This is a genomic window from Acidimicrobiales bacterium, assembly GCA_025455885.1.
In the GTDB taxonomy this organism is placed as follows: Bacteria; Actinomycetota; Acidimicrobiia; order Acidimicrobiales; family Acidimicrobilacustridaceae; genus Rhabdothermincola_A.
In genome coordinates this window covers 35,260-54,071 of the sequence record JALOLR010000003.1, presented here as the reverse complement: position 1 = coordinate 54,071, position 18,812 = coordinate 35,260, and the positions used below count along the sequence as shown (strand labels likewise).

The window sequence follows — 18,812 nt, the reverse complement described above, 5'->3', positions numbered from 1 at the left end:
GCGAAGAGCACGAGGGGCGCGACGACCCCGTCGGCGGCCAAGGGGAGGAAGCCGCCGCCGCCGACCGGGGACTCGGGCCCGAAGCGCTCGCGGACGTCCCGCAAGCCCTCCGAGCCGCTCAACGAGGCGCTGCCCTTCATCGAGTTCGTCGCCTCCCACCCCGTGGGCAGCACCCTCGAGGGCGAGGTCCTGGAGTTCTCGTCCCACGGCGCGTACGTGTCCGCCGGCGGGGCCCGTTGCTACGTGCCGCTCAAGCTGATGGGCAACCCCGCGCCGCGCGCCGCGCGCGACGTGATGGTCGTCGGCGAACGACGGCTCTTCGCCGTCCACTCGGTCGACGCGCCTCATCGAGGCGTCGATCTGGCCCTCGTGGCGACGGGTCCTCGACCCGTCGGCCCACCCCGACCGGACGCCTCGGAGCGAGAAGATTCGCCGGCGCAGCAACATCGAACTCGGGCGGCTGACGGCCGTGGCGAGAAAGTGAGTCACAAAACAAACGTGGTCTCGGGGGACGACGACACCGGGGGAACCGCGCTCGGTGTTGACGCGCTTGGTACAACATACGGAGCCGAACGACCCGCCGAGGAGGCGATGGTGACCCCAGCAGCGAAGAAGTCCCCAGCCAAGAAGACCGCGGCGAAGTCGACCGCCAAGAAGGCACCGGCCAAGAAGGCCCCCGCCAAGAAGACGGCAAAGAAGGCCCCCGCCCGCAAGGCCCCCGCCAAGAAGGCACCGGCCCGCAAGGCCCCCGCCAAGAAGGCACCGGCCAAGAAGGCCCCCGCCAAGAAGACGGCGAAGAAGGCCCCCGCCAAGAAGACCGCCACCCGCCGGCGCTGACACCACCCCCGGTCGGTCCTTCGATGCCCCGCCCCGTGCGGGGCATCGTCGCGCCCGGGCCCGTGACCGGGCCCCTGGCACCATCGGTAACCTCGCCCCCATGAGCGCCCAATTCATCTTCACGATGCGCAAGGTGAGTCGGTTCCACCCGCCGGACCGCGAGGTGCTCAAGGACATCAGCTTGTCCTTCTACCCCGGGGCGAAGATCGGGGTCATCGGCGCGAACGGGTCCGGCAAGTCGTCGCTGCTCAGGATCATGGCGGGCCTCGACGACGGCTACACCGGCGAGGCCCGACTCAGCCCGGGGTTCACCGTCGGCCTCCTCGAACAGGAGCCCCACCTGGACCCCGCCAAGGACGTGATGGGCAACGTCATGGACGGTCTCGGCGAGACCGCCACGCTCCTCGAGCGCTACGACGCCGTCCTCGCGAAGTGGGCCGATCCCGAGGCCGACTACGAGAAGCTCGGCGAAGAGCAGGCCGACCTCGAGGCGAAGATCGAGGCCAGCGGTGCGTGGGACCTGAAGCGGACGATCGAGATCGCGATGGACGCACTCCGGCTGCCGCCGGGTGAGGCCGACGTGACACCGCTCTCGGGTGGCGAGCGGCGCCGGGTGGCGCTCTGCCGACTCCTCCTGAGCCGGCCCGATCTCCTCCTCCTCGATGAGCCGACCAACCACCTCGATGCCGAGTCGGTGGCCTGGCTCGAGCGATTCCTCCGCGACTACGAGGGGACGGTCGTGGCCATCACCCACGACCGGTACTTCCTCGACAACGTGGCCCGCTGGATCCTCGAGCTCGACCACGGCCGGGGCATCCCCTTCGAGGGCAACTACACGAGCTGGCTCGAGCAGAAGCAGGAGCGCCTCCGCCAGGAGGAGAAGGCCGAGTCGTCGCGGGCCCGCACCCTGGCCCACGAGCTCGAGTGGGTGCGGATGGCCCCGAAGGCCCGCCAGGCCAAGGGCCGGGCCCGACTCAGCGCCTACGAGCAGCTGCTCGCCGAGAGCCAGGCCGCCCAGGGCTCGGGCGACAAGCTGGAGATCTTCGTCCCCTCCGGTGACCGCCTGGGCGATCAGGTGATCGAGGCCGAGCACCTCGCCAAGGGATTCGGCGACAAGCTGTTGATCGAGGACCTCACCTTCTCGCTGCCCCGGGCCGGCATCGTCGGTGTGATCGGCCCCAACGGCGCCGGGAAGACGACCTTGTTCCGCATGCTGACCGGCCAAGAGCCGCCGGATGCCGGTCGACTCACCATCGGCCCGACCGTGAACCTGGCCTACGTCGACCAGAGCCGCGACATCCTCGACGACGACAAGACGGTCTACGAGGAGATCACCGACGGACAGGAGACGGTCCGACTCGGACCCCGGGAGATGAACGGTCGGGCCTACGTCGCGTCGTTCAACTTCAAGGGCAGCGACCAGCAGAAGCCCGTCGGCGTCCTCTCCGGCGGCGAGCGCAACCGGGTCCACCTGGCGAAGGTGTTGGCACGGGGCGGCAACGTGTTGCTGCTCGACGAGCCCACCAACGACCTCGACGTCGACACCCTCCGCGCCCTCGAGGACGGCCTCGACGCCTTCGCCGGCTGCGCCGTCGTCATCAGCCACGACCGCTGGTTCCTCGATCGTGTCGCCACCCACGTGCTGGCCTTCGAGGGGGACTCGCAGGTTCGCTGGTTCGAGGGGAACTTCACCGAGTACGAGGAGTTCCGGCACAAGGAGCTCGGGGCGGAGGCCGACCAACCCCACCGGATCAAGTACAAGCCGCTGTCCCGCTGACGGCCGGGCCGGCGGCCCGACCGTCGCTCCCCCGTCACGTCGACGTCGGTCGGCTCAGCTCAACACCTCGTAGGACGGGTCGGTGCGACCGCGGCGACCGGTGGCTGTCGACCCGTCGGTGAGCGCCGACGCCGGGCTCTCGACGACGCGCTGGAGGTCGTCGACGTAGCGCCGATGGTCGATCGCCCAGACCCCGTCGCGACACGACCACCGGTCGACGTAGCGCCCCCGACCCTCCAGGTCGCGCACCACACCGTCGTTCGCCGGCCAGCGCAGCCAGACGGAGACATAGCACTCGCTGGCGGCCGTGCCGGCGGCCACATCGACGTCGACCAGCACGTTCGTCACCACGTGGGAGTGACGGGCGAACCCCTCGTGGGTCGGCCACACCCAGTCGAGGAAGCCCGACCCGGTGCCCTGGTAGAGGGGCTCGTAGTCGGCGGTGCCCCCGGGATGCCACACCGACTCGGCGAGCGCCCGGTCCATCCGGTCGAGCCCCCGGCAATAGCGATGGAGCACCGCCGTGACAGCCTGCACGGCCTCCACCTCTGCGAGGCGGGACCCCACCTCGTCGAATCGATCGCCGTCGCCGGTCTCCGTCGTCGTGGCCACGTGCCACCCCCGTTCGTCGTCCCCGACAGTCCATCACGACGCGCCCGCGGCGGCCCTCCATCAGGAGCGCGGCCCGGTGACCCTGTCGAGGAGGGCCAGGACCCGGGCCGCCATGTGGTCGACGTCGCCGTCGGACGGCACCAGCCTCAGTTCGGGGTCCACGGGCGCCTCGTAGGGGTCGTCGATGCCCGTCATCCCCGAGAGGGTGCCGGCCCGGGCCTTGGCGTAGAGGCCCTTGGGGTCACGCTGCTCGCACAGCTCGAGCGGCGTGTCGACGAACACCTCGACGAACGCCAACCCTGCGGCGGCGTGCGCCGCCCGGGCCCGCTCCCGACCGGCCCGATAGGGCGAGATCAGGGGAACGAGCGCCACGATGCCGGCGTCGGCGAACAGCCGCGCCACCTCCGAAGCCCGACGGACGTTCTCGTCGCGGTCCTGCGCCGAGAAGCCGAGATCGCCGTTCAGCCCGTGACGGAGGTTGTCGCCGTCTAGGAGGTAGGCGGCCCGTCCCCGGGCGAGCAGGTGACGCTCGACGGCGACGGCGACCGACGACTTCCCCGAGCCCGAGAGGCCGGTGAACCAGACCGTCGCCCCGCCGAGGGCGGTCGCCGACCACCGGTCGGCGCGATCCACTTCACCGGCGTGCCACACCACGTCGGGGCTGCGGCCCGCGGCGCCCGAGGTGCTCACGCCTGTGTCGGGCCCAGGATCATTCCCGCGCCGACGGTGGCGTTGGTGGCCTCGTCGATGAGGATGAAGCTGCCGGTGTCGCGGTTGCGGCGGTAGTCGTCGAAGAACAACGGGGCGGTGGTGCGCAGCGAGACCCGCCCGATCTCGTTGAGGGTGAGCTCGCCGGCCTCGTGGTCGCGATGCAGCGTGTTGACGTCGAGGCGGTAGTGCAGGTCCTTGACGAGCGCCCGCGCCGAGCGCGTGGTGTGCTTCAACGCCAGCTTGGACCCGGTGCGCAGCGCCGAGGACTCGCTCATCCAACAGACCATGGCGTCGATGTCCTGACCGACCTGCGGGCGGTTGTGGGCGCGGCAGATCATGTCGCCCCGCGAGACGTCGATGTCGTCGGTCAGTCGGATGCTCACCGACATGGGCGCGTAGGCCTCGGGGACCGCGCCGTCGGCGGTGTCGATGGCGGCGATGGTGCTGCTGAAGCCGGAGGGCAGCACGACGACCTCATCGCCCTGCTTGAACACCCCACCGGCCACGGTGCCCGCATACCCGCGGTAGTCGTGGTGTGCGCCGCTCATGGGGCGCAGCACGTACTGCACGGGGAACCGGGCGTCGATGAGGTTGCGGTCCGAGGAGATGAAGACCTGCTCGAGGTGGTGGAGCAGCGACGACCCCTCGTACCACGGCATGTGCTCGCTGCGGTGCACGACGTTGTCACCGTTGAGGGCCGAGATGGGGATCGAGGTGAGGTCGGTGATGTCGAGCTTGGTGGCGAAGGCCCGGAACTCGTCGCAGATCCGGTCGAAGACACCTTGGTCGTAGCCGACGAGGTCCATCTTGTTGACGCACAGCACGAGGTGGGGGACCCGGAGGAGCGACGCCAGGAAGGCATGCCGGCGGGACTGCTCGACGAGGCCGTGGCGGGCGTCGACGAGCACGAGCGTCAGGTCGGCCGTGGAGCAGCCCGTGACCATGTTGCGCGTGTACTGGATGTGGCCGGGGGTGTCGGCGATGATGAACTTGCGGCGCGGGGTGGCGAAGTAGCGGTAGGCCACGTCGATGGTGATGCCCTGTTCGCGCTCGGCGCGGAGCCCGTCGGTGAGAAGGGCCAGGTTGGTGTACTCGTCGCCGCGCTGGCGGCTGGTGGCCTCGACCGACTCGAGCTGGTCCTCGAAGATCGCCTTCGAGTCGTACAGCAGGCGACCGATGAGGGTCGACTTGCCGTCGTCGACCGAGCCGGCGGTGGCGAAGCGGAGCAGCTCGGCCATCAGAAGTAACCCTCCTTCTTGCGGTCTTCCATGGCCGCCTCAGAGGAACGATCGTCGGCCCGGGTGGCGCCCCGCTCGGTGAGCCTCGTCGCGGCGACCTCGGCGATGACCTCCTCCACCGTGGCGGCCGCCGACTCGACGGCACCGGTGCAGGTGGCGTCGCCGACCGTGCGGTAGCGGACCTGCATCTCGACGACCTCCTCGTCGTCGGCCACGGTGACGAACGGGCTCACGGCCAACCACATGCCGTCACGGCGGAACACCTCGCGCCGGTGGGCGTAGTAGATGGGGGCCAGGTCGATGCCCTGGTCGGCGACGTACTGCCAGATGTCGAGCTCGGTCCAGTTGGACAGCGGGAACACCCGGATGTGCTCGCCCGGCTTGTGGCGGCCGTTGTAGAGGCTCCACAGCTCGGGGCGCTGGTTCTTCGGGTCCCACTGGCCGAAGTCGTCGCGGAACGAAAAGACCCGCTCCTTGGCCCGGGCCTTCTCCTCGTCGCGCCGTCCACCGCCGAACACGGCGTCGAAGCGGTGCTCCTCGATGGCGTCGAGCAGGGTGGTGGTCTGGAGGCGGTTGCGGCTCGCCCGGGGACCCGTCTCGTCCACCACCCGCCCCTGGCGGATCGACTCCTCCACCGACGCCACGACGAGGCGGACGCCGGTCTTCTCGACCAGCTCGTCGATGTACTCGTAGACCTCCGGGAGGTTGTGGCCGGTGTCGACGTGCATCACGGGGAAGGGCAGCGCACACGGGGCGAAGGCTTTGATGGCCACGTGCAGCATCACCACGGAGTCCTTGCCGCCCGAGAAGAGCAGCACCGGGCGCTCGAACTCGGCCGCGACCTCGCGGAAGATGTGGATCGACTCGGCTTCCAGCGCGGCGAGATGGGACAGCTCGTAGTCCATGGCGGCCTTAGGGTACGGGTGTGGACGGAATTCCTGACCTTAGTGCTCGACAATCAGCGGGCGAGCCGGGGTCACCCCCCGACCCGCACGACGACCACCAGCTTGCCAGCCGCCTGGCCACGGCCGCCGGGGAGCTCCTGGTGACGCTGCGCGTCGAGCTGGACGCCGCCGGCACGGGCGAGCGGGCCATCAAGGACGAGGGCGATCGCCGCAGCCACGAGTGGCTGATGGACGAGCTGCGCCGGGCCCGCCCCGACGACGCCGTGCTCTCCGAGGAGGGCAAGGACGACCAGGCCCGTCTCGCCGAATCGCGCGTGTGGATCGTCGACCCGGTCGACGGCACGCGGGAGTACGGCGAGGGCCGCACCGACTGGGCGGTGCACGTGGCGCTGGCCGTCGAGGGCGTGCCCGCCGCCGGCGCAGTGGCCCTCCCCGGGCTGGGGCTGACCCTTTCCACCGAGCCGCCCGCGGTGCTCCCCGATCGCGACCCGGCCAGGCCGGTGCGCCTCGTCGTGAGCCGCAGCCGTCCGCCCGCGCTGGCCACGACCGTGGCCGACACGCTGGGTGGCGTGCTCGTGCCGATGGGCTCTGCGGGGGCGAAGGCCATGGCGGTCGTTCGGGGTGAGGCCGACGTGTACGTGCACGGTGGCGGCCAGTACGAGTGGGACAACTGCGCGCCGGCCGCGGTGGCCCTCGCCGCAGGCCTGCACGCCTCGCGCCTCGACGGCGGTCCGCTGCGCTACAACAACCCCGACCCCTACCTCCCGGACCTGGTGATCTGTCGCCCGGAGCTGGCCGACGCCGTGCTGGCGGCCGTCGCGGGGGCCGGCCTCGAACCGGCCTGATCCCGCCCGGACCGGGGATCACGGGACGAGCGCGACAGTCACGGCCCGGCCGGGGGATGCACGGGGGTGCTCCGTACACTCGGAGCCGATGGCTTCTCCCCCCACCGCCGCCTCGTCCACCGCCGCCTCGTCCTCCGCACCCTCCCCGGTCGCCGACGGCCCTGCCTCCGCCCCGGCCGACCTCGCCATCGGTGCCTTCTCCGACGACCCGCCGTGGATCGTCGAGCCCGCCGCGATGCCATGGCGGGAGGGTGTCGACGGGGTGCGCTGGGTGGTCCGGGCGCAGCTCCCCGACCTGATCCGACCCCGCCGGCTCCCCCGGGGCCGGCGGGTGTTCAGCGTCGTGGCCCACCTCGGGCGGGCCCTCGGGGGCTGGTACCTCCTCGACCGCGGCCGCGACCGGAGCCGCCTGGGACTGTCACGTCGCCTGCGAGTGGCCGCCGAGCACCTCGGGCCGACCTACATCAAGCTGGGGCAGATCATCTCCTCCGGCGAGGGCCTGTTCCCCGAGGAACTGGTCTGGGAGTTCAAGAAGTGCCGCGACCAGGTACCCGCCCAGCCCTTCAGCGACGTCCGGGCCATCGTCGAGAGCGATCTCGGACGACCCCTCGAGGACGTGTTCTCGTCGTTCGACCGCACCCCGCTGGCCGCGGCGTCGATCGCCCAGGTCCACGCCGCCACCCTGCGCACCGGCGAGGACGTGGTCGTCAAGGTCCAGCGGGCCACGGTGGGCCACCTCGTCCACGCCGACCTCGAGGTCATGGCCTGGTTGGCCCCGTTCCTCGTCGGGCGCATCCCCGTCTCGGCGCTCGCCAACCCACCGGCGCTGGTCGAGCTGTTCGCCGAGACGATCACCGAGGAGCTCGACTTCCGCCTCGAGGCCCAGAACATGCTCGACGTCGCCGAGAGCTTCGTGAAGCTCGGCCAGCGGGGCTACGTCGTGCCCCGCCCGCACCCCGAGCTGGTCACCCCGCGCGTGCTGGTGATGGAGCGGCTCGACGGCTTCAACTTCGACGACGTCGTCGGGATGAAGGACGCAGGGGTCGACACCCACGAGGTCGTGCGCACCGGGATGATCGGGTTCATGGAGGGCGCCCTGATCCACGGGATCTTCCATGGCGACCTCCACGGCGGGAACCTGTTCGTCCTCCCCGACGGCCGCACCGCGCTGCTCGACTTCGGGATCACGGCCAGGATGGGCGACGTCCAGCGCCTGGCCTTCCTCCGGCTGCTGCTGGGGGCCACCACCAACGACGTCCGGGTGCAGCTCGCCGCGCTCCGCGACCTCGGCGCCCTGCCGCCCGACACCGACCTCGAGCAGGTCATCGTCGATCTCGACCTCGAGGGCCCGCCGCTCGACCCCACGCAGATGAGCCCCGAGGAGATGATCCACGAGATCCAGAAGGTGGTGAAGCTGCTGCTCGGCTACGGCGCCCGCATGCCCAAGGAGCTCATGCTCTACGTCAAGAACCTGGTGTTCCTCGACGGTGCCATCGCCCGCCTCGCCCCCGACCTCGACCTCTTCGCCGAGATCGCCAACATCTCGATGTACTTCGCCCAGACCCACGGCGAGCGCATCTTCGCCGACATCGGCGTCGATCCCACCGCGGTCGACTTCGACTTCAGTGGCGTCAAGGCCGGCTTCGGCGTCGACCCCAACCTCGAGCGGCTCACCTACCGGGAGCTGCGCGAACGCCGTGAGCTGATCACGAAGCGCATGTCCGGTCACGAGGTCGACTGAGCCCCTCCCGGACGGTCAGGTCGACGCCGCCCCGAGCCGTGCGTAGAAGGCCTCGTTGAAGCCGCCGAGCCCGGGCAGGGCGGTGTTCTCCAGCTGCAGCACCTCGCCGGTCTCGATCAGTTCGACCGAGACCCCGTCGAGGTGGCCGGCGCCGGTCGGGAGGATGCGCACGGCATCGCGCCGCCACACGGTGGGGGCGCCCTTCACCTTCAGGCCGCGGCCCTTGGGCTTGTAGGCGAACACGTACACCGAGGTCGCGGTCAGGGCCACGGCGGCGTGGGGCGGGAGGCCGCCGGCCCGATCCTTCTCACCCTTGCCCTTGATCATGGCTGCGAGTGGTGAGGCGAAGTAGAGGGCCTCGGTGCCCATCCGCCCGCCCCGACTGAGCATCGCCACGGCCTCGATCGGCTCGGGGACCTCCTTCTGCAGGGACTCGGCGTAGATCCGGTTGTACTTCGCGACGTCGGCCATCGCCACAGTGAACCATCATGCGGAGTGCACCGACCGGAGGATCCGGTACCCCTGGCTCCCCTACCCTCTGTCGGTCATGCGCCTCGTGATCGCCCGCTGCTCCGTCGACTACCAGGGACGGCTGGCGGCGCACCTCCCGAACGCGACCCGGCTGATCATGGTGAAGGCCGACGGCTGCGTGGCCATCCACGCCGACGGCGGCGCCTACAAGCCGCTCAACTGGATGAACGCCCCCAACCGCCTCGTCGAAGAGGAGGGCCGGTGGGTGGTCACCAACCCCAAGGGGGAGACGCTCACCATCACCCTCGACGAGGTGCTGCACGACTCCGCCCACGAGCTCGGCGTCGACCCCGGGCTCCAGAAGGACGGCGTCGAGGCCCACCTGCAGGAGCTGCTCGCCGCCGATCCGACGACGATCGGCGATGGCCTGGTGCTGGTGCGACGGGAGTTCCCCACCGACATGGGCCCGGTCGACCTGCTCTGCCGGGACGCGGACGGCAACGCCATCGCCGTCGAGGTGAAGCGTCGGGGCGACATCGACGGGGTGGAGCAGCTCGCCCGGTACCTCGAACGACTCGACCGCGACCCCAACCTGCGCCCGGTGCGCGGCGTGTTCGTGGCGCAGGCGATTACCAGGCAGTCCCGCGTACTTGCGGCATCCAGGGGAATCGACTGCGTCGAGATCGACTACGACGAACTGCGCGGTATTGAATCGAAGGTCCTCAAACTGTTCTGAGAACCATCCCCTACCGGCACTTCGGTGACGGTCTCGGCGCGGGAACTGCAGACGATTCCACCCGGATCGGAGCCGTGCACCGGGGTCGGCACCGCTGACGACGCTCTATCCCGCCGCGGCGCCCGCTCCCGAGACCCTTCGAAGGTGCGAGAAGTTGATGGCCCACAGCAGGCCTGTCGCCAGTGGAAGCTCCACCCCCTCGACGATGTCGACCGGGTAGCGACGCTTCAGCGGCAGGTCCCTCAGGTCCATCCTCGCGATGGGTTCGTCCCCGTCGAGAACGGTGTAGATCTGCTTCAGGGCACCGGACTTGACGACGACCCACTCGGCACCGCTGGCCAGCGTGAGTTCCATGTGCTTCTTGCTCAGCACCGAGTTCATCTGCGCACGATGTCGGAGCGTCGCGCTGAGGGCAGACGGACCGAACCAGGGCCCACGCCACACCACGACCCTTCACGGCGATCACCGAGACCGGCTGATGAGCCCCGCACTCAGGCTGGTACAGGTTGCCTACCCACGGGTCTCGAACGCGGCGAGCTGGTCGCCGCCGGGCTCGACGACGTCGCCGGACTTGAGGATCTTCACCAGGGCGACGATGCCGACAACGATCGCGATGTACAGGAGGAACCCGCTGGGGTTCGCCGGCTTGTCCGTCAGGTTCAACACCGAGTGGTCCTGGATGAACACCGAGTAGTCCCAGATTGCGTGCAGCGCCATCGTGACGATCAGCGTGCCGGAGAGCCGTCGCACGACGTAGTAGGTGAGCCCGACGCCGAACGCGAAGAACATCTGCTGCAGCGTGCCGGGCACGCTCTGACCGAACAGCGCATTGGGCGCGTGCAGCACTGCGAAGATCGCGCCAGAGAACACCCACACCCACTTCTCGTGCATCGAACCGCGTCCACCGACGATCGCGAGGCCACGGGTCAGCAGCTCCTCGGAGAAGCCGACGAACAGGGTGCCGATGGCCAACCAGGCCGCGTAGGTGGCGACACCTTCGATCTCGCCCCACTTCGTGGACGCCAGGTTCCCGATGGCGCCGAGCAGCAGCAGCGCCGGAATCACCCACATCCAACCGCTACCGACTTTGCGAGGCTCGTGGATCGCGGGCTTCCACCAGCCCAGGAACGTCGTGACCACGACCAGGTAGACAGCACCGAGTCCGACAGCCAGGACCACACCCTTCTGGACGTTCTCGACGGTGTCGCCGACCTCGTCGTAGTCCAGCCCGGTTACGGCCCACACGGTGAACACCACGACCATGTAGCCGACGATCGCGACGATCGCGGACAGAGGAGACGGCTTGATGCGCATACGGGCCTCGATCTGCTGCTGTCGATGGATCCGGTGACGACCGAACAACAGCCACCACGAAACGAGGCGCTGGGCAACGCCAGATGGGCAAGGTACCGGATCGACATTCAGCTGCCACGTTTGCCGGCCCCACGCGACCAACCCACCCGCCAGTTGGGCACCGCCCCATATCGCCGGTTAACAGCCCGTCGCGGCCTGGAGGGTTCGACAAGCTTCGGCCATGCGGGCCGGCGACAACGTGGCGACCCGACGCCGGAAGGTCTCTCTCTTGATCGTGTGGATGTTGTCGAAGTTGACGACACTGCTCGTCGGGACGCCGTCAGCCTCGGTCAACACCAGTTCCGACGCGAGGCCCCGACGGGTTCGCGTGAGTGCGGCCACGACGACCGCGCCGATCCTGTCCGCCACTGGATTCCTTGTCAGCACCAGCACAGGCCGATCTCCTCCCGGCGTCGCCGCGAACCACACCTCACCCCGCTGCATCAGCCCACTCCGACCAGTCCTCTGCCGGTCCCCACTCGGCGATGTCGGCAAGGGCCGCCTCACCCGGCTGCAACGGTGAGGCCTCCCAGCGGTCGCTGTCCCCTTCGGAAGCGAGACGATCGAGGTGGCGACGAAGCGCCTCGCGCAGAAGCTCGGAGCGGTCGACCCCGAGTGCCTCGGCCCATCGTTGCACTTCGGTTGCGTCATGGGCATCGACGCGGAAGCTGAGCATTGTCATACGAGTATGATATTGATGTATGACGGTCCGGGGCAACCGTCCGGAAACGCCGAACGCGCGCCGATCAACGACAATCGAGGGAGCTGATTGCCCAGTCCATCGAGCCCCAGGCCAAGGTGCTGGCCGACGCCCGCGACATCGCCTGCGTGGAGGTCGACCACGACGAGCTCCGCGGCATCGAGTCGGCGATGCTCAGGTTGTTCTGACACGAGCCGGCGCCGGGGCGGAATGGAAACCCGACCAGATCGGTCATATATTGCCGCCCCGTGGATCTGTTCGTCGTCGCCCTCGCCGGGTTCCTCGCCGCACTCGTCGACGGCGCCCTGGGCATGGGCTTCGGGCCGACCAGCTCGAGCATCCTGCTCGGCACCGGGCTGGCCCCCGCCTCGGTGTCCACCACGGTCAACATCGCCAAGGTCTTCTCCGGCCTGGCCTCGGCGATCTCGCACTGGCGGTTCCGCAACATCGACCACCGGCTGGTGGTCCGGCTGGCCCTCCCGGGATGCGCGGGAGCCGTCCTCGGCGTCACCGTGCTGTCGAACGTCGACGCCGAGACGCTGCGCCCGGTGCTGGCCGTGCTGTTGACCCTGATCGGCATGCGCATCCTCTGGCGCTTCAGCCGGCGCACGACCATCCGGCCCGAGGAGTTCGAGGACCTCGCCCACGACCCCGACGCCATGCCCGACTTCGACAGCCGCGGCACCGAGGTGGTGGCCGCCGCCGGCGGGATCACCAACGGCCTCATCGGGGCCTGGGGGCCCGTCGTCACCCCGTTCCTGATGCACCGCGACCTGCCACCCCGCTTCGCGGTCGGGTCGGTGAACACCGCCGAGGTGGCCGTGGCCGTGGTCTCGGCCGCCTCGTTGATCGCCGCGCTGGGCAGCGGCGGCCTGGACCTCGGGGTGGTGGCCGCCATGCTCGTCGGCGGCATGCTGGGCGCGCCGGTGGCGGCCTGGCTGGTGCGCCGGATGGCCCCCCGACCGATGGGTGTGGCCGTCGGCGGCCTCCTCCTCCTCACCAACGCGAGGGAGCTGGCCGGGTGGGCCGACCTCGGCGCCGCCCGCTGGTTCCTCTACGGAGCGGCGATCGCCGCGGTCGCCGTCGCGGCACTCCGGCCCCGACTCGGCGACGCATGGGCCCGACGGATCGCACCCGACGCGCCCCCGGCGCCCACCGCCGCGACGTCGGACGAGGCCTGAGCTCGCAGCTCCGACGCGACGACCGCGGTAGGGAGGGTCCGAGCTGCTCCGACCGCTGCCATCGCGGGACGCGGCACGTGACGATCGGCGCAGCGCAGCTTCCTGTGGTCTGGGATGCTTTGGCGGTGAACAGCCTGCCGACGGGCACCGTGACATTCCTGTTCACCGATGTCGAGGGGTCGACGCGGCGGTGGCAGGACGAGCCGGAGTCGATGCGGGCGTTGTTGGTCGAGCACGACGCGATCCTCGGCGCGGTGATCGAGAAGCACCACGGTCACCTGTTCAAGCACACCGGTGACGGGGTGGCTGCGGTGTTCGCGTCAGCATCCGACGCGGTCGACGCGGCGGTCGACGCCCAGACACGTCTGGCCGATGTGTTGCCGGTGCGGATGGGCCTGCACACCGGTGAGGCCGAGCTCCGCGACGGGGACTACTTCGGGTCGACCCTGAACCGGTGCGCCCGGGTGATGGGGGTGGCCCACGGCGGTCAGGTGGTGTGCAGTGCCGCCACCGCGGAACTAGTGCGTGGTCGCGACGACCTGCGCGACCTCGGTGAGCACCGGCTACGCGATCTCGCTCACCCGGAGCACGTGTTCCAGGTCGGGGGCGGGGAGTTCCCGGCGTTGCGGTCGTTGGAGAACTACGCGACGAACCTGCCGTTGCAGGCGTCGTCGTTCATCGGCCGCGAGGGCGACATCGCCGACATCGGCGGCCTGTTGGGCGAGCAGCCGTGTGTGACCCTCACCGGGGTGGGTGGGGTCGGCAAGACCCGCCTGGCCATCGAGGTCGGCGCCGACGTGCTCCCCCATTACGCCGACGGGGTGTGGCTGGTGGAGCTGGCCCCGGTCGCCCACGACGAGATGGTGCTGCCCACGATCGCCGAAGTGCTGGGCGTGGCCGCCCAGACCGGCGAGCCATTGATCACGACCCTGGTCGGTCGGCTGAAGACCAAGCAGTTGCTGGTCATCATCGACAACTGCGAGCACCTCCTCTCGCCCGTGGCTCGTTTCGTGGACCGTCTGGCCGCGGCGGCGCCGGGGGTGCGGGTGCTGGCCACCAGCCGCGAGCCTCTCGGTGTCGCCGCCGAGCGGGTGCGATCCGTGCCCCCGCTGGCCGAGGGCACCGAGTCGGTCGAGCTGTTCGTCGACCGGGCCACCCAGGCCGGCGCCACCTTCGACGACAGCCAACTCACCGCTGTGGCCGCCATCTGTGTCCGTCTCGACGGGATCCCCCTGGCCATCGAGCTCGCTGCGGCCCGGGCGCGGATGATGGCCCCCACTCAGATCCTGGAACGCCTCGACGAGCGCTTCCGCCTCCTCACCGGCGGGGGTCGCACCGCGGTGGAACGCCACCGCACCCTCCAGGCCACCGTGGCCTGGTCCTACGACCTGCTCGAGGACACCGAGCAGTTGGTGTTCCAACGCCTGTCGACCCTGGCCGGGACGTTCGACCTCGACGCCGGCGAGGCCATCGCCGCCGGCGGGACCGTGGAGGACTTCGAGGTCCTCGACGCGCTCGGACACCTGGTCGACAAGTCGATGGTCGTGGCAGCGACGGGGGCGATGACCACCCGCTACCGGCTGTTGGAGACGCTGCGCCAGTTCGCCGCCGACCGCCTCGTCGAGCGACCCGACGCCGACGAGGTCCGCGACCGACACGCCACCTACTGGTGCGACCGGGCCGTCACCCTCGGACGAGCGACCGGCGGCACCGACCAGAACGCGGTGCTCGACGCCATCGACGTCGACATCGACAACTACCGCAGCGCCTTCGCTCACCTCCTGACCACCGGACGGGTGAACGACGCCGCCCGCAGCGTGCTCGCCCTCAGCGCCTACTGGCAGATCCGCCGCAGTCGCGAAGGACTGGGCTGGTTCCACCAGCTCCTCGACGACCCCGACCTCGACCCCCGCCGCCGGATGCGAGCCCTCGCCGACGCCGCCAACGCCGAGACGAACGTCGGCGACGCAACCGTCGCAGAGCGCCACGCCATCGAAGCCGTCGACCTCGCGGAGACTGCCGGCGTCGACCCCCCCGGGGTGGCCTTCCTCGCGCTCGTCCGCGTCGCCCAGAACCGCATGGACCCGGCGGACTTCCGGAGCTGGTCGGAACGCGGTCACCGGGTCGCAGCGGACAGCGGCAACCGCTATCTCGAGCTGCTCCTCGAAACCCAGAGAGGCTCTCTCGAAGGAGCTTGGGATACCGCCGAGCTGCTCGAGCTCTACGAACGACTCCAGCGCGACGTCCTCGACCACGGTGACCCGCTGCTCATCGCCTTGGCGGAAGGGTCGTATGCCGCGGTCCTCTGGCGCGACGGCCAGATCGACCGGGCCCGTCACCTGGCCCGCTCGGCCCTCGGTCCCGGCCGGGTCGCCGGGTCTCTCGCCCTGGTCTCCACCCACATCTGGGCCTCTGCGATCGACCTCCTCTCCGGCGTCCCCGATAGCGAGGCGACCGACCTCACCGAGGGACTGCGCGTCGCCCATGACGAAGGTCAGACCAACCTCCTCTACATCTGCATGAACATCTGCGCCGCCCGCGCCGCTCGGAACGACGCCCTCGAGACCACCGCCGTGTTGCTCGCCGGCGGCACCCACCAAGCAGACCAGCTCGGCCTCGGACGGGGCAACACGCTGGGCGACGAGTGCCGAGCCCGGGCCCAGGCGGCCGTCGACGCCCACCCCGGCGACCTCACCGCCGCACGACGCCGCGGCGAGGCGATGACCGTCGACGAGCTCGTCGACGTCGCCCTCGGCGCCCTCGCCTGAAACCGAGCCGCGCCGGTCCGTCGGTCAGATCGGCACGTCTCGGATCACTTCGGTGCGGGCGGGGCGAGGCCAGCCCGCGCTCGACCGTGACCTCCTGAACCGGGAAGCCCCGGCAACGCGCTCAGCCGGTGCGGTCGGCGCCGAACATGTCGGCGTTGGGACGGGCCGTGGCCAACAGCTCCTCGACCAGGGGTCCGATGGCGGTCGGGTCGAGCGTCGGGGGGACCTCCGGTCCCCGGTGCCAACCCTCGGCGATCGCCAGCTGGCGACCGGTCACGTCGAAGACCCGCCCGGTGACGTGGGCCGACTCGGTGGACGCCAGCCAGGTGGCGATCGAGGCGATCCACTTCGGCGACAACTGCTCCTTCACCTCGTCGGTGGCCTGACCCATGCCCAGGCCCTCGGTGAGGCGGGTGAGCGCCGCCGGGGCGATGCAGTTGACGGTGACGCCGTAGCGGGCCAGCTCGTCGGCGGCGATGATCGTGAAGGTGGCGATGCCGGCCTTGGCGGCGCCGTAGTTGGTCTGACCGACGTTGCCGTAGATCCCCGACGGCGAGGACGTGTTGATGAGCCGGCCCTGCACCTCCTCGCCGGCCTTGGCGCGATCGCGCCAGTGCGCGGCCGCGAAGTGGGAGGGCCCGGCAGTGCCCTTGAGGTGCACCTTGATGACGGCGTCCCACTCGGCCTCGCTCATGTTGGCGAGCATGCGGTCGCGCAGGATCCCGGCGTTGTTGATCACGACGTCGAGACGACCGTAGGTGTCGACGGCCTGGGCGACGAAGCGCTCGGCGCCGCTCCACTCGCTGATGTCGTCGGTGTTGGCCACCGCGTCGCCCCCGGCGGCGAGGATCTCCTCGACCACCTGCTGGGCCGGCCCGGCATCGGTGCCGGTGCCGTCGGCGGCACCGCCCACGTCGTTGACCACGACCTTGGCCCCGTGCTCGGCCAGCATCAGGGCGTGCTCGCGGCCGATGCCCCGGCCGGCCCCCGTGACGATGCAGATGCGGTCCTCGCAGAGCCGGGCCATGGCGGTGTCCCCCTGGTGACGTGTCGGACGGCGACGACGGGCGGGCCCGTGCGCCGGAACAGGGATCTTGGCACGATCCCGTTCCCCCGCCGCACTGGCCTACCGACCAGTCGGTAGACTGATCCCGTGCCTCCCACCGACGTCGTGACACCTGCCGCCGGGTCGCCCGTGTCCGGACCCGACGACACCCCGGACCGGTCCGAGCCCCCGACCTCCGACGAGACCCGCCGAGGATCGCTCAAGCCGGTGATCGACGTGATCCCGCCGGAGGCCTACGAGAACCCGACGTGGAAGGGCCTCGCTTACTTCGCGCGCGACGCCGTCATCTACGGCGCCGTCGTGGCCGGGCTGATCCTGACGAACAACCCCTTCTTCCTCGTCGCGCTGTGGGTGCTCTCGGCGATGGTGATCTCCGGGCTCTTCATCGTGGCCCACGACGCCGCCCACGGCGCCCTGTTCCGGAACAAGCGCCTCAACCGGGTCATCGGCACCGTCGCGATGCTGCCGTCGTGGCACGTCTACGAGGGCTGGGTCCTCGGCCACAACCGCATCCATCACGCCTACACGGTGCGCCAGGGCTTCGACTTCGTGTGGCACCCCTACACGCCCGAGCAGTACGCCGCGATGTCGCCGCTCGCCAAGGCCCGCCACCGCTTCGAGTGGTCGTGGATCGGCGCCGGCGCCTACTACCTGCGCGAGGTGTGGTGGCACAAGATGATCGTCGGCGCCCCACCGGCCCGCTGGGCCGCGGCGGTCCGGCGCGACCGCATCCTGGTGTGGACCTTCGTCGCCGTCGCGTCGGTGCTCCTCGGCGCACTCGGCTGGGCGATGTACGACTCGGCGGCGGGCGCCGCATGGATGGTCGTCAAGGTGCTGGTGGTGCCGTTCCTGGCCTTCACCTACGTCATCGCCACGTTCGTCCACGTCCACCACGTGCAGCCGGGCATCCGTTGGTGGAAGCGCCGGGAATGGACGAAGTTCAAGGGCCAGATGGAGGGCACCACCGTGCTGCGGGCCCGCTTCGGCCTCAACTTCTTCTTCCACTGGATCATGGTCCACGTCCCCCACCACGTGGACATGCGCATCCCCATGTACAACCTCGAGCTGGCCACCGACGCCATCGAGGAGGCCTTCCCCGGCACCGTGCACGACGCGCCCCTCCGCTTCCGGGACTTCGTCGCCAACACGCGTCGCTGCCAGCTCTACGACTTCGACGCGGGGCGCTGGCTCACCTATCGCGAGGCCGCGACCCGGCCCACGCCGAGCGACGCCACCGCCACCGCCACCTGAGTCCTAGGCGTCGTCCTCGTCGAGGTCCGGGGGGCCCTCCGGACCCCAGTCGTAGCCGAGGGCGTCGAGCCACCGGGCGATCTCGGGCACCCGCCACGACACCGACGAGCCGTCGTGCCCGGGTGCGTCGAACCCCACCAGCACCGTCGCCTTCTCCAGGGTGCGGGGATCGGCTGCCGAGGTGGTCACCGACGTGACGGCCGCCCGGGGGAGGCGGAAGACCTTGCGCGGCGCCCAGGTCACGAAGACCATCGCGTCGGCACCGAGGGCCAGCACGCCCTGGCCCCGCAGGCCGCCGGCCTCCTCGGGCTCGGAGCCGAAACCCACCGCCTTCGGCTCGAGGAGCAGCACCGACTCCCGCCCACCGAGCTCCTCGCGGGCCTGGGCGATGGCGGCGTCACCTCGCTTGGCGAGCAGCGGGTTGAACGCCAGCGCGGCGATCACCAGGACGACGACGACGACGATGGCGACGATGACCAACGGGCTCATGGAGGACCTCGACAGCGACGGGGCTCCCGGTGACCGGGCGGCGGGGCGCCCACAGGTTGGCAGGCCCACCCACCGGCGACGGGGACCCGACCCGGGACGCCTCGAAGGCCACTACCGTCGGCGACCGTGGT

Annotated in this window: 19 protein-coding genes; 8 read left to right on the top strand and 11 right to left on the bottom strand. The window is 70.3% G+C overall.

Annotation, left to right across the window (positions count from 1 at the left end):
- Positions 1-162: 162 nt before the first annotated feature.
- Together MUE36_03290 and ettA are read left to right on the top strand one after the other, a co-directional pair.
- Positions 163-837: a hypothetical protein gene (locus MUE36_03290; GenBank protein MCU0309950.1), complete on the top strand. Its 675-nt coding sequence runs from the start codon at positions 163-165 to the stop codon at positions 835-837.
- 100 nt (positions 838-937) lie between these two features.
- On the top strand, positions 938-2,614 hold the full coding sequence (gene ettA, locus MUE36_03285) for an energy-dependent translational throttle protein EttA (GenBank protein ID MCU0309949.1): 1,677 nt from the start codon (positions 938-940) through the stop codon (positions 2,612-2,614).
- 54 nt (positions 2,615-2,668) lie between these two features.
- Here ettA and MUE36_03280 read toward each other — a convergent pair whose 3' ends face one another.
- Genes MUE36_03280 through cysD form a run of 4 tightly spaced genes read right to left on the bottom strand, consistent with a single transcriptional unit; the run spans position 2,669 to position 6,080 of the window.
- Complete coding sequence (locus tag MUE36_03280; GenBank protein MCU0309948.1) at positions 2,669-3,226, bottom strand: nuclear transport factor 2 family protein; 558 nt, start codon at positions 3,224-3,226, stop codon at positions 2,669-2,671.
- Positions 3,227-3,286: 60 nt separating this feature from the next.
- The gene (gene cysC, locus MUE36_03275) at positions 3,287-3,916 is read right to left on the bottom strand and encodes an adenylyl-sulfate kinase (protein ID MCU0309947.1); all 630 of its coding nucleotides are present in this window, start codon (positions 3,914-3,916) and stop codon (positions 3,287-3,289) included.
- Positions 3,913-5,175 carry a GTP-binding protein gene (locus MUE36_03270; protein MCU0309946.1) on the bottom strand — a complete coding sequence of 421 codons (1,263 nt, stop codon included), beginning with the start codon at positions 5,173-5,175 and terminating at the stop codon, positions 3,913-3,915. Before MUE36_03270 ends, cysC begins: the two co-directional genes overlap by 4 nt.
- A complete protein-coding gene (gene cysD / locus MUE36_03265; protein ID MCU0309945.1) occupies positions 5,175-6,080 on the bottom strand; it encodes a sulfate adenylyltransferase subunit CysD in 906 nt (301 codons plus the stop codon). Before cysD ends, MUE36_03270 begins: the two co-directional genes overlap by 1 nt.
- A 140-nt stretch (positions 6,081-6,220) precedes the next feature.
- On the opposite strand from cysD, the gene MUE36_03260 reads away from it, so the two are divergent.
- Together MUE36_03260 and MUE36_03255 are read left to right on the top strand one after the other, a co-directional pair.
- A complete protein-coding gene (locus tag MUE36_03260) occupies positions 6,221-6,925 on the top strand; it encodes a 3'(2'),5'-bisphosphate nucleotidase CysQ (GenBank protein ID MCU0309944.1) in 705 nt (234 codons plus the stop codon).
- 88 nt (positions 6,926-7,013) lie between these two features.
- Positions 7,014-8,666, top strand: coding sequence for an AarF/UbiB family protein (locus MUE36_03255; protein MCU0309943.1), 1,653 nt, complete (start codon positions 7,014-7,016; stop codon positions 8,664-8,666).
- Between the two features lie 15 nt (positions 8,667-8,681).
- Here the strand turns inward: MUE36_03255 and MUE36_03250 are convergent, their stop codons facing one another.
- On the bottom strand, positions 8,682-9,137 hold the full coding sequence (locus tag MUE36_03250; GenBank protein ID MCU0309942.1) for a hypothetical protein: 456 nt from the start codon (positions 9,135-9,137) through the stop codon (positions 8,682-8,684).
- A 76-nt stretch (positions 9,138-9,213) separates the two neighbouring features.
- Between MUE36_03250 and nucS the strand changes: the two genes are divergently transcribed.
- Positions 9,214-9,873, top strand: coding sequence for an endonuclease NucS (gene nucS, locus MUE36_03245; protein ID MCU0309941.1), 660 nt, complete (start codon positions 9,214-9,216; stop codon positions 9,871-9,873).
- Between the two features lie 105 nt (positions 9,874-9,978).
- On the opposite strand, the gene MUE36_03240 is transcribed toward nucS, so the two are convergent.
- The 4 genes from MUE36_03240 to MUE36_03225 form a co-directional block, all read right to left on the bottom strand.
- Positions 9,979-10,254, bottom strand: coding sequence for a hypothetical protein (locus tag MUE36_03240; protein MCU0309940.1), 276 nt, complete (start codon positions 10,252-10,254; stop codon positions 9,979-9,981).
- A 129-nt stretch (positions 10,255-10,383) separates the two neighbouring features.
- On the bottom strand, positions 10,384-11,328 hold the full coding sequence (locus tag MUE36_03235; GenBank protein MCU0309939.1) for a CPBP family intramembrane metalloprotease: 945 nt from the start codon (positions 11,326-11,328) through the stop codon (positions 10,384-10,386).
- A gap of 36 nt (positions 11,329-11,364) precedes the next feature.
- Positions 11,365-11,670, bottom strand: a complete 306-nt coding sequence (locus MUE36_03230; GenBank protein ID MCU0309938.1) for a type II toxin-antitoxin system PemK/MazF family toxin — start codon at positions 11,668-11,670, stop codon at positions 11,365-11,367.
- Complete coding sequence (locus tag MUE36_03225; GenBank protein MCU0309937.1) at positions 11,657-11,908, bottom strand: ribbon-helix-helix domain-containing protein; 252 nt, start codon at positions 11,906-11,908, stop codon at positions 11,657-11,659. The genes MUE36_03230 and MUE36_03225 overlap by 14 nt, the downstream gene beginning before the upstream one ends.
- A 266-nt stretch (positions 11,909-12,174) precedes the next feature.
- Between MUE36_03225 and MUE36_03220 the strand changes: the two genes are divergently transcribed.
- Together MUE36_03220 and MUE36_03215 are read left to right on the top strand one after the other, a co-directional pair.
- Entirely contained in the window at positions 12,175-13,107 is a 933-nt protein-coding gene (locus MUE36_03220; protein MCU0309936.1) for a sulfite exporter TauE/SafE family protein, read from the top strand.
- Positions 13,108-13,232: 125 nt separating this feature from the next.
- Positions 13,233-15,875, top strand: a complete 2,643-nt coding sequence (locus MUE36_03215; GenBank protein ID MCU0309935.1) for an adenylate/guanylate cyclase domain-containing protein — start codon at positions 13,233-13,235, stop codon at positions 15,873-15,875.
- Positions 15,876-15,996: 121 nt separating this feature from the next.
- Here the strand turns inward: MUE36_03215 and MUE36_03210 are convergent, their stop codons facing one another.
- Complete coding sequence (locus MUE36_03210; GenBank protein MCU0309934.1) at positions 15,997-16,902, bottom strand: SDR family oxidoreductase; 906 nt, start codon at positions 16,900-16,902, stop codon at positions 15,997-15,999.
- A gap of 126 nt (positions 16,903-17,028) precedes the next feature.
- On the opposite strand from MUE36_03210, the gene MUE36_03205 reads away from it, so the two are divergent.
- Positions 17,029-18,192, top strand: a complete 1,164-nt coding sequence (locus MUE36_03205) for a fatty acid desaturase (protein MCU0309933.1) — start codon at positions 17,029-17,031, stop codon at positions 18,190-18,192.
- A 3-nt stretch (positions 18,193-18,195) separates the two neighbouring features.
- Here MUE36_03205 and MUE36_03200 read toward each other — a convergent pair whose 3' ends face one another.
- A complete protein-coding gene (locus MUE36_03200; GenBank protein ID MCU0309932.1) occupies positions 18,196-18,681 on the bottom strand; it encodes a hypothetical protein in 486 nt (161 codons plus the stop codon).
- Between the last annotated feature and the right edge of the window lie 131 nt (positions 18,682-18,812).

Coding starts and splice junctions, on each gene's coding strand:
- MUE36_03230 (MCU0309938.1), bottom strand. CDS start 11,670: ATGCAGCGGGGTGAGGTGTGGTTCGCGGCGACGCCGGGAGGAGATCGG.
- ettA (MCU0309949.1), top strand. CDS start 938: ATGAGCGCCCAATTCATCTTCACGATGCGCAAGGTGAGTCGGTTCCAC.
- MUE36_03250 (MCU0309942.1), bottom strand. CDS start 9,137: ATGGCCGACGTCGCGAAGTACAACCGGATCTACGCCGAGTCCCTGCAG.
- MUE36_03225 (MCU0309937.1), bottom strand. CDS start 11,908: ATGACAATGCTCAGCTTCCGCGTCGATGCCCATGACGCAACCGAAGTG.
- nucS (MCU0309941.1), top strand. CDS start 9,214: ATGCGCCTCGTGATCGCCCGCTGCTCCGTCGACTACCAGGGACGGCTG.
- MUE36_03270 (MCU0309946.1), bottom strand. CDS start 5,175: ATGGCCGAGCTGCTCCGCTTCGCCACCGCCGGCTCGGTCGACGACGGC.
- MUE36_03240 (MCU0309940.1), bottom strand. CDS start 10,254: ATGAACTCGGTGCTGAGCAAGAAGCACATGGAACTCACGCTGGCCAGC.
- cysD (MCU0309945.1), bottom strand. CDS start 6,080: ATGGACTACGAGCTGTCCCATCTCGCCGCGCTGGAAGCCGAGTCGATC.
- MUE36_03210 (MCU0309934.1), bottom strand. CDS start 16,902: ATGGCCCGGCTCTGCGAGGACCGCATCTGCATCGTCACGGGGGCCGGC.
- MUE36_03255 (MCU0309943.1), top strand. CDS start 7,014: ATGGCTTCTCCCCCCACCGCCGCCTCGTCCACCGCCGCCTCGTCCTCC.
- MUE36_03200 (MCU0309932.1), bottom strand. CDS start 18,681: ATGAGCCCGTTGGTCATCGTCGCCATCGTCGTCGTCGTCGTCCTGGTG.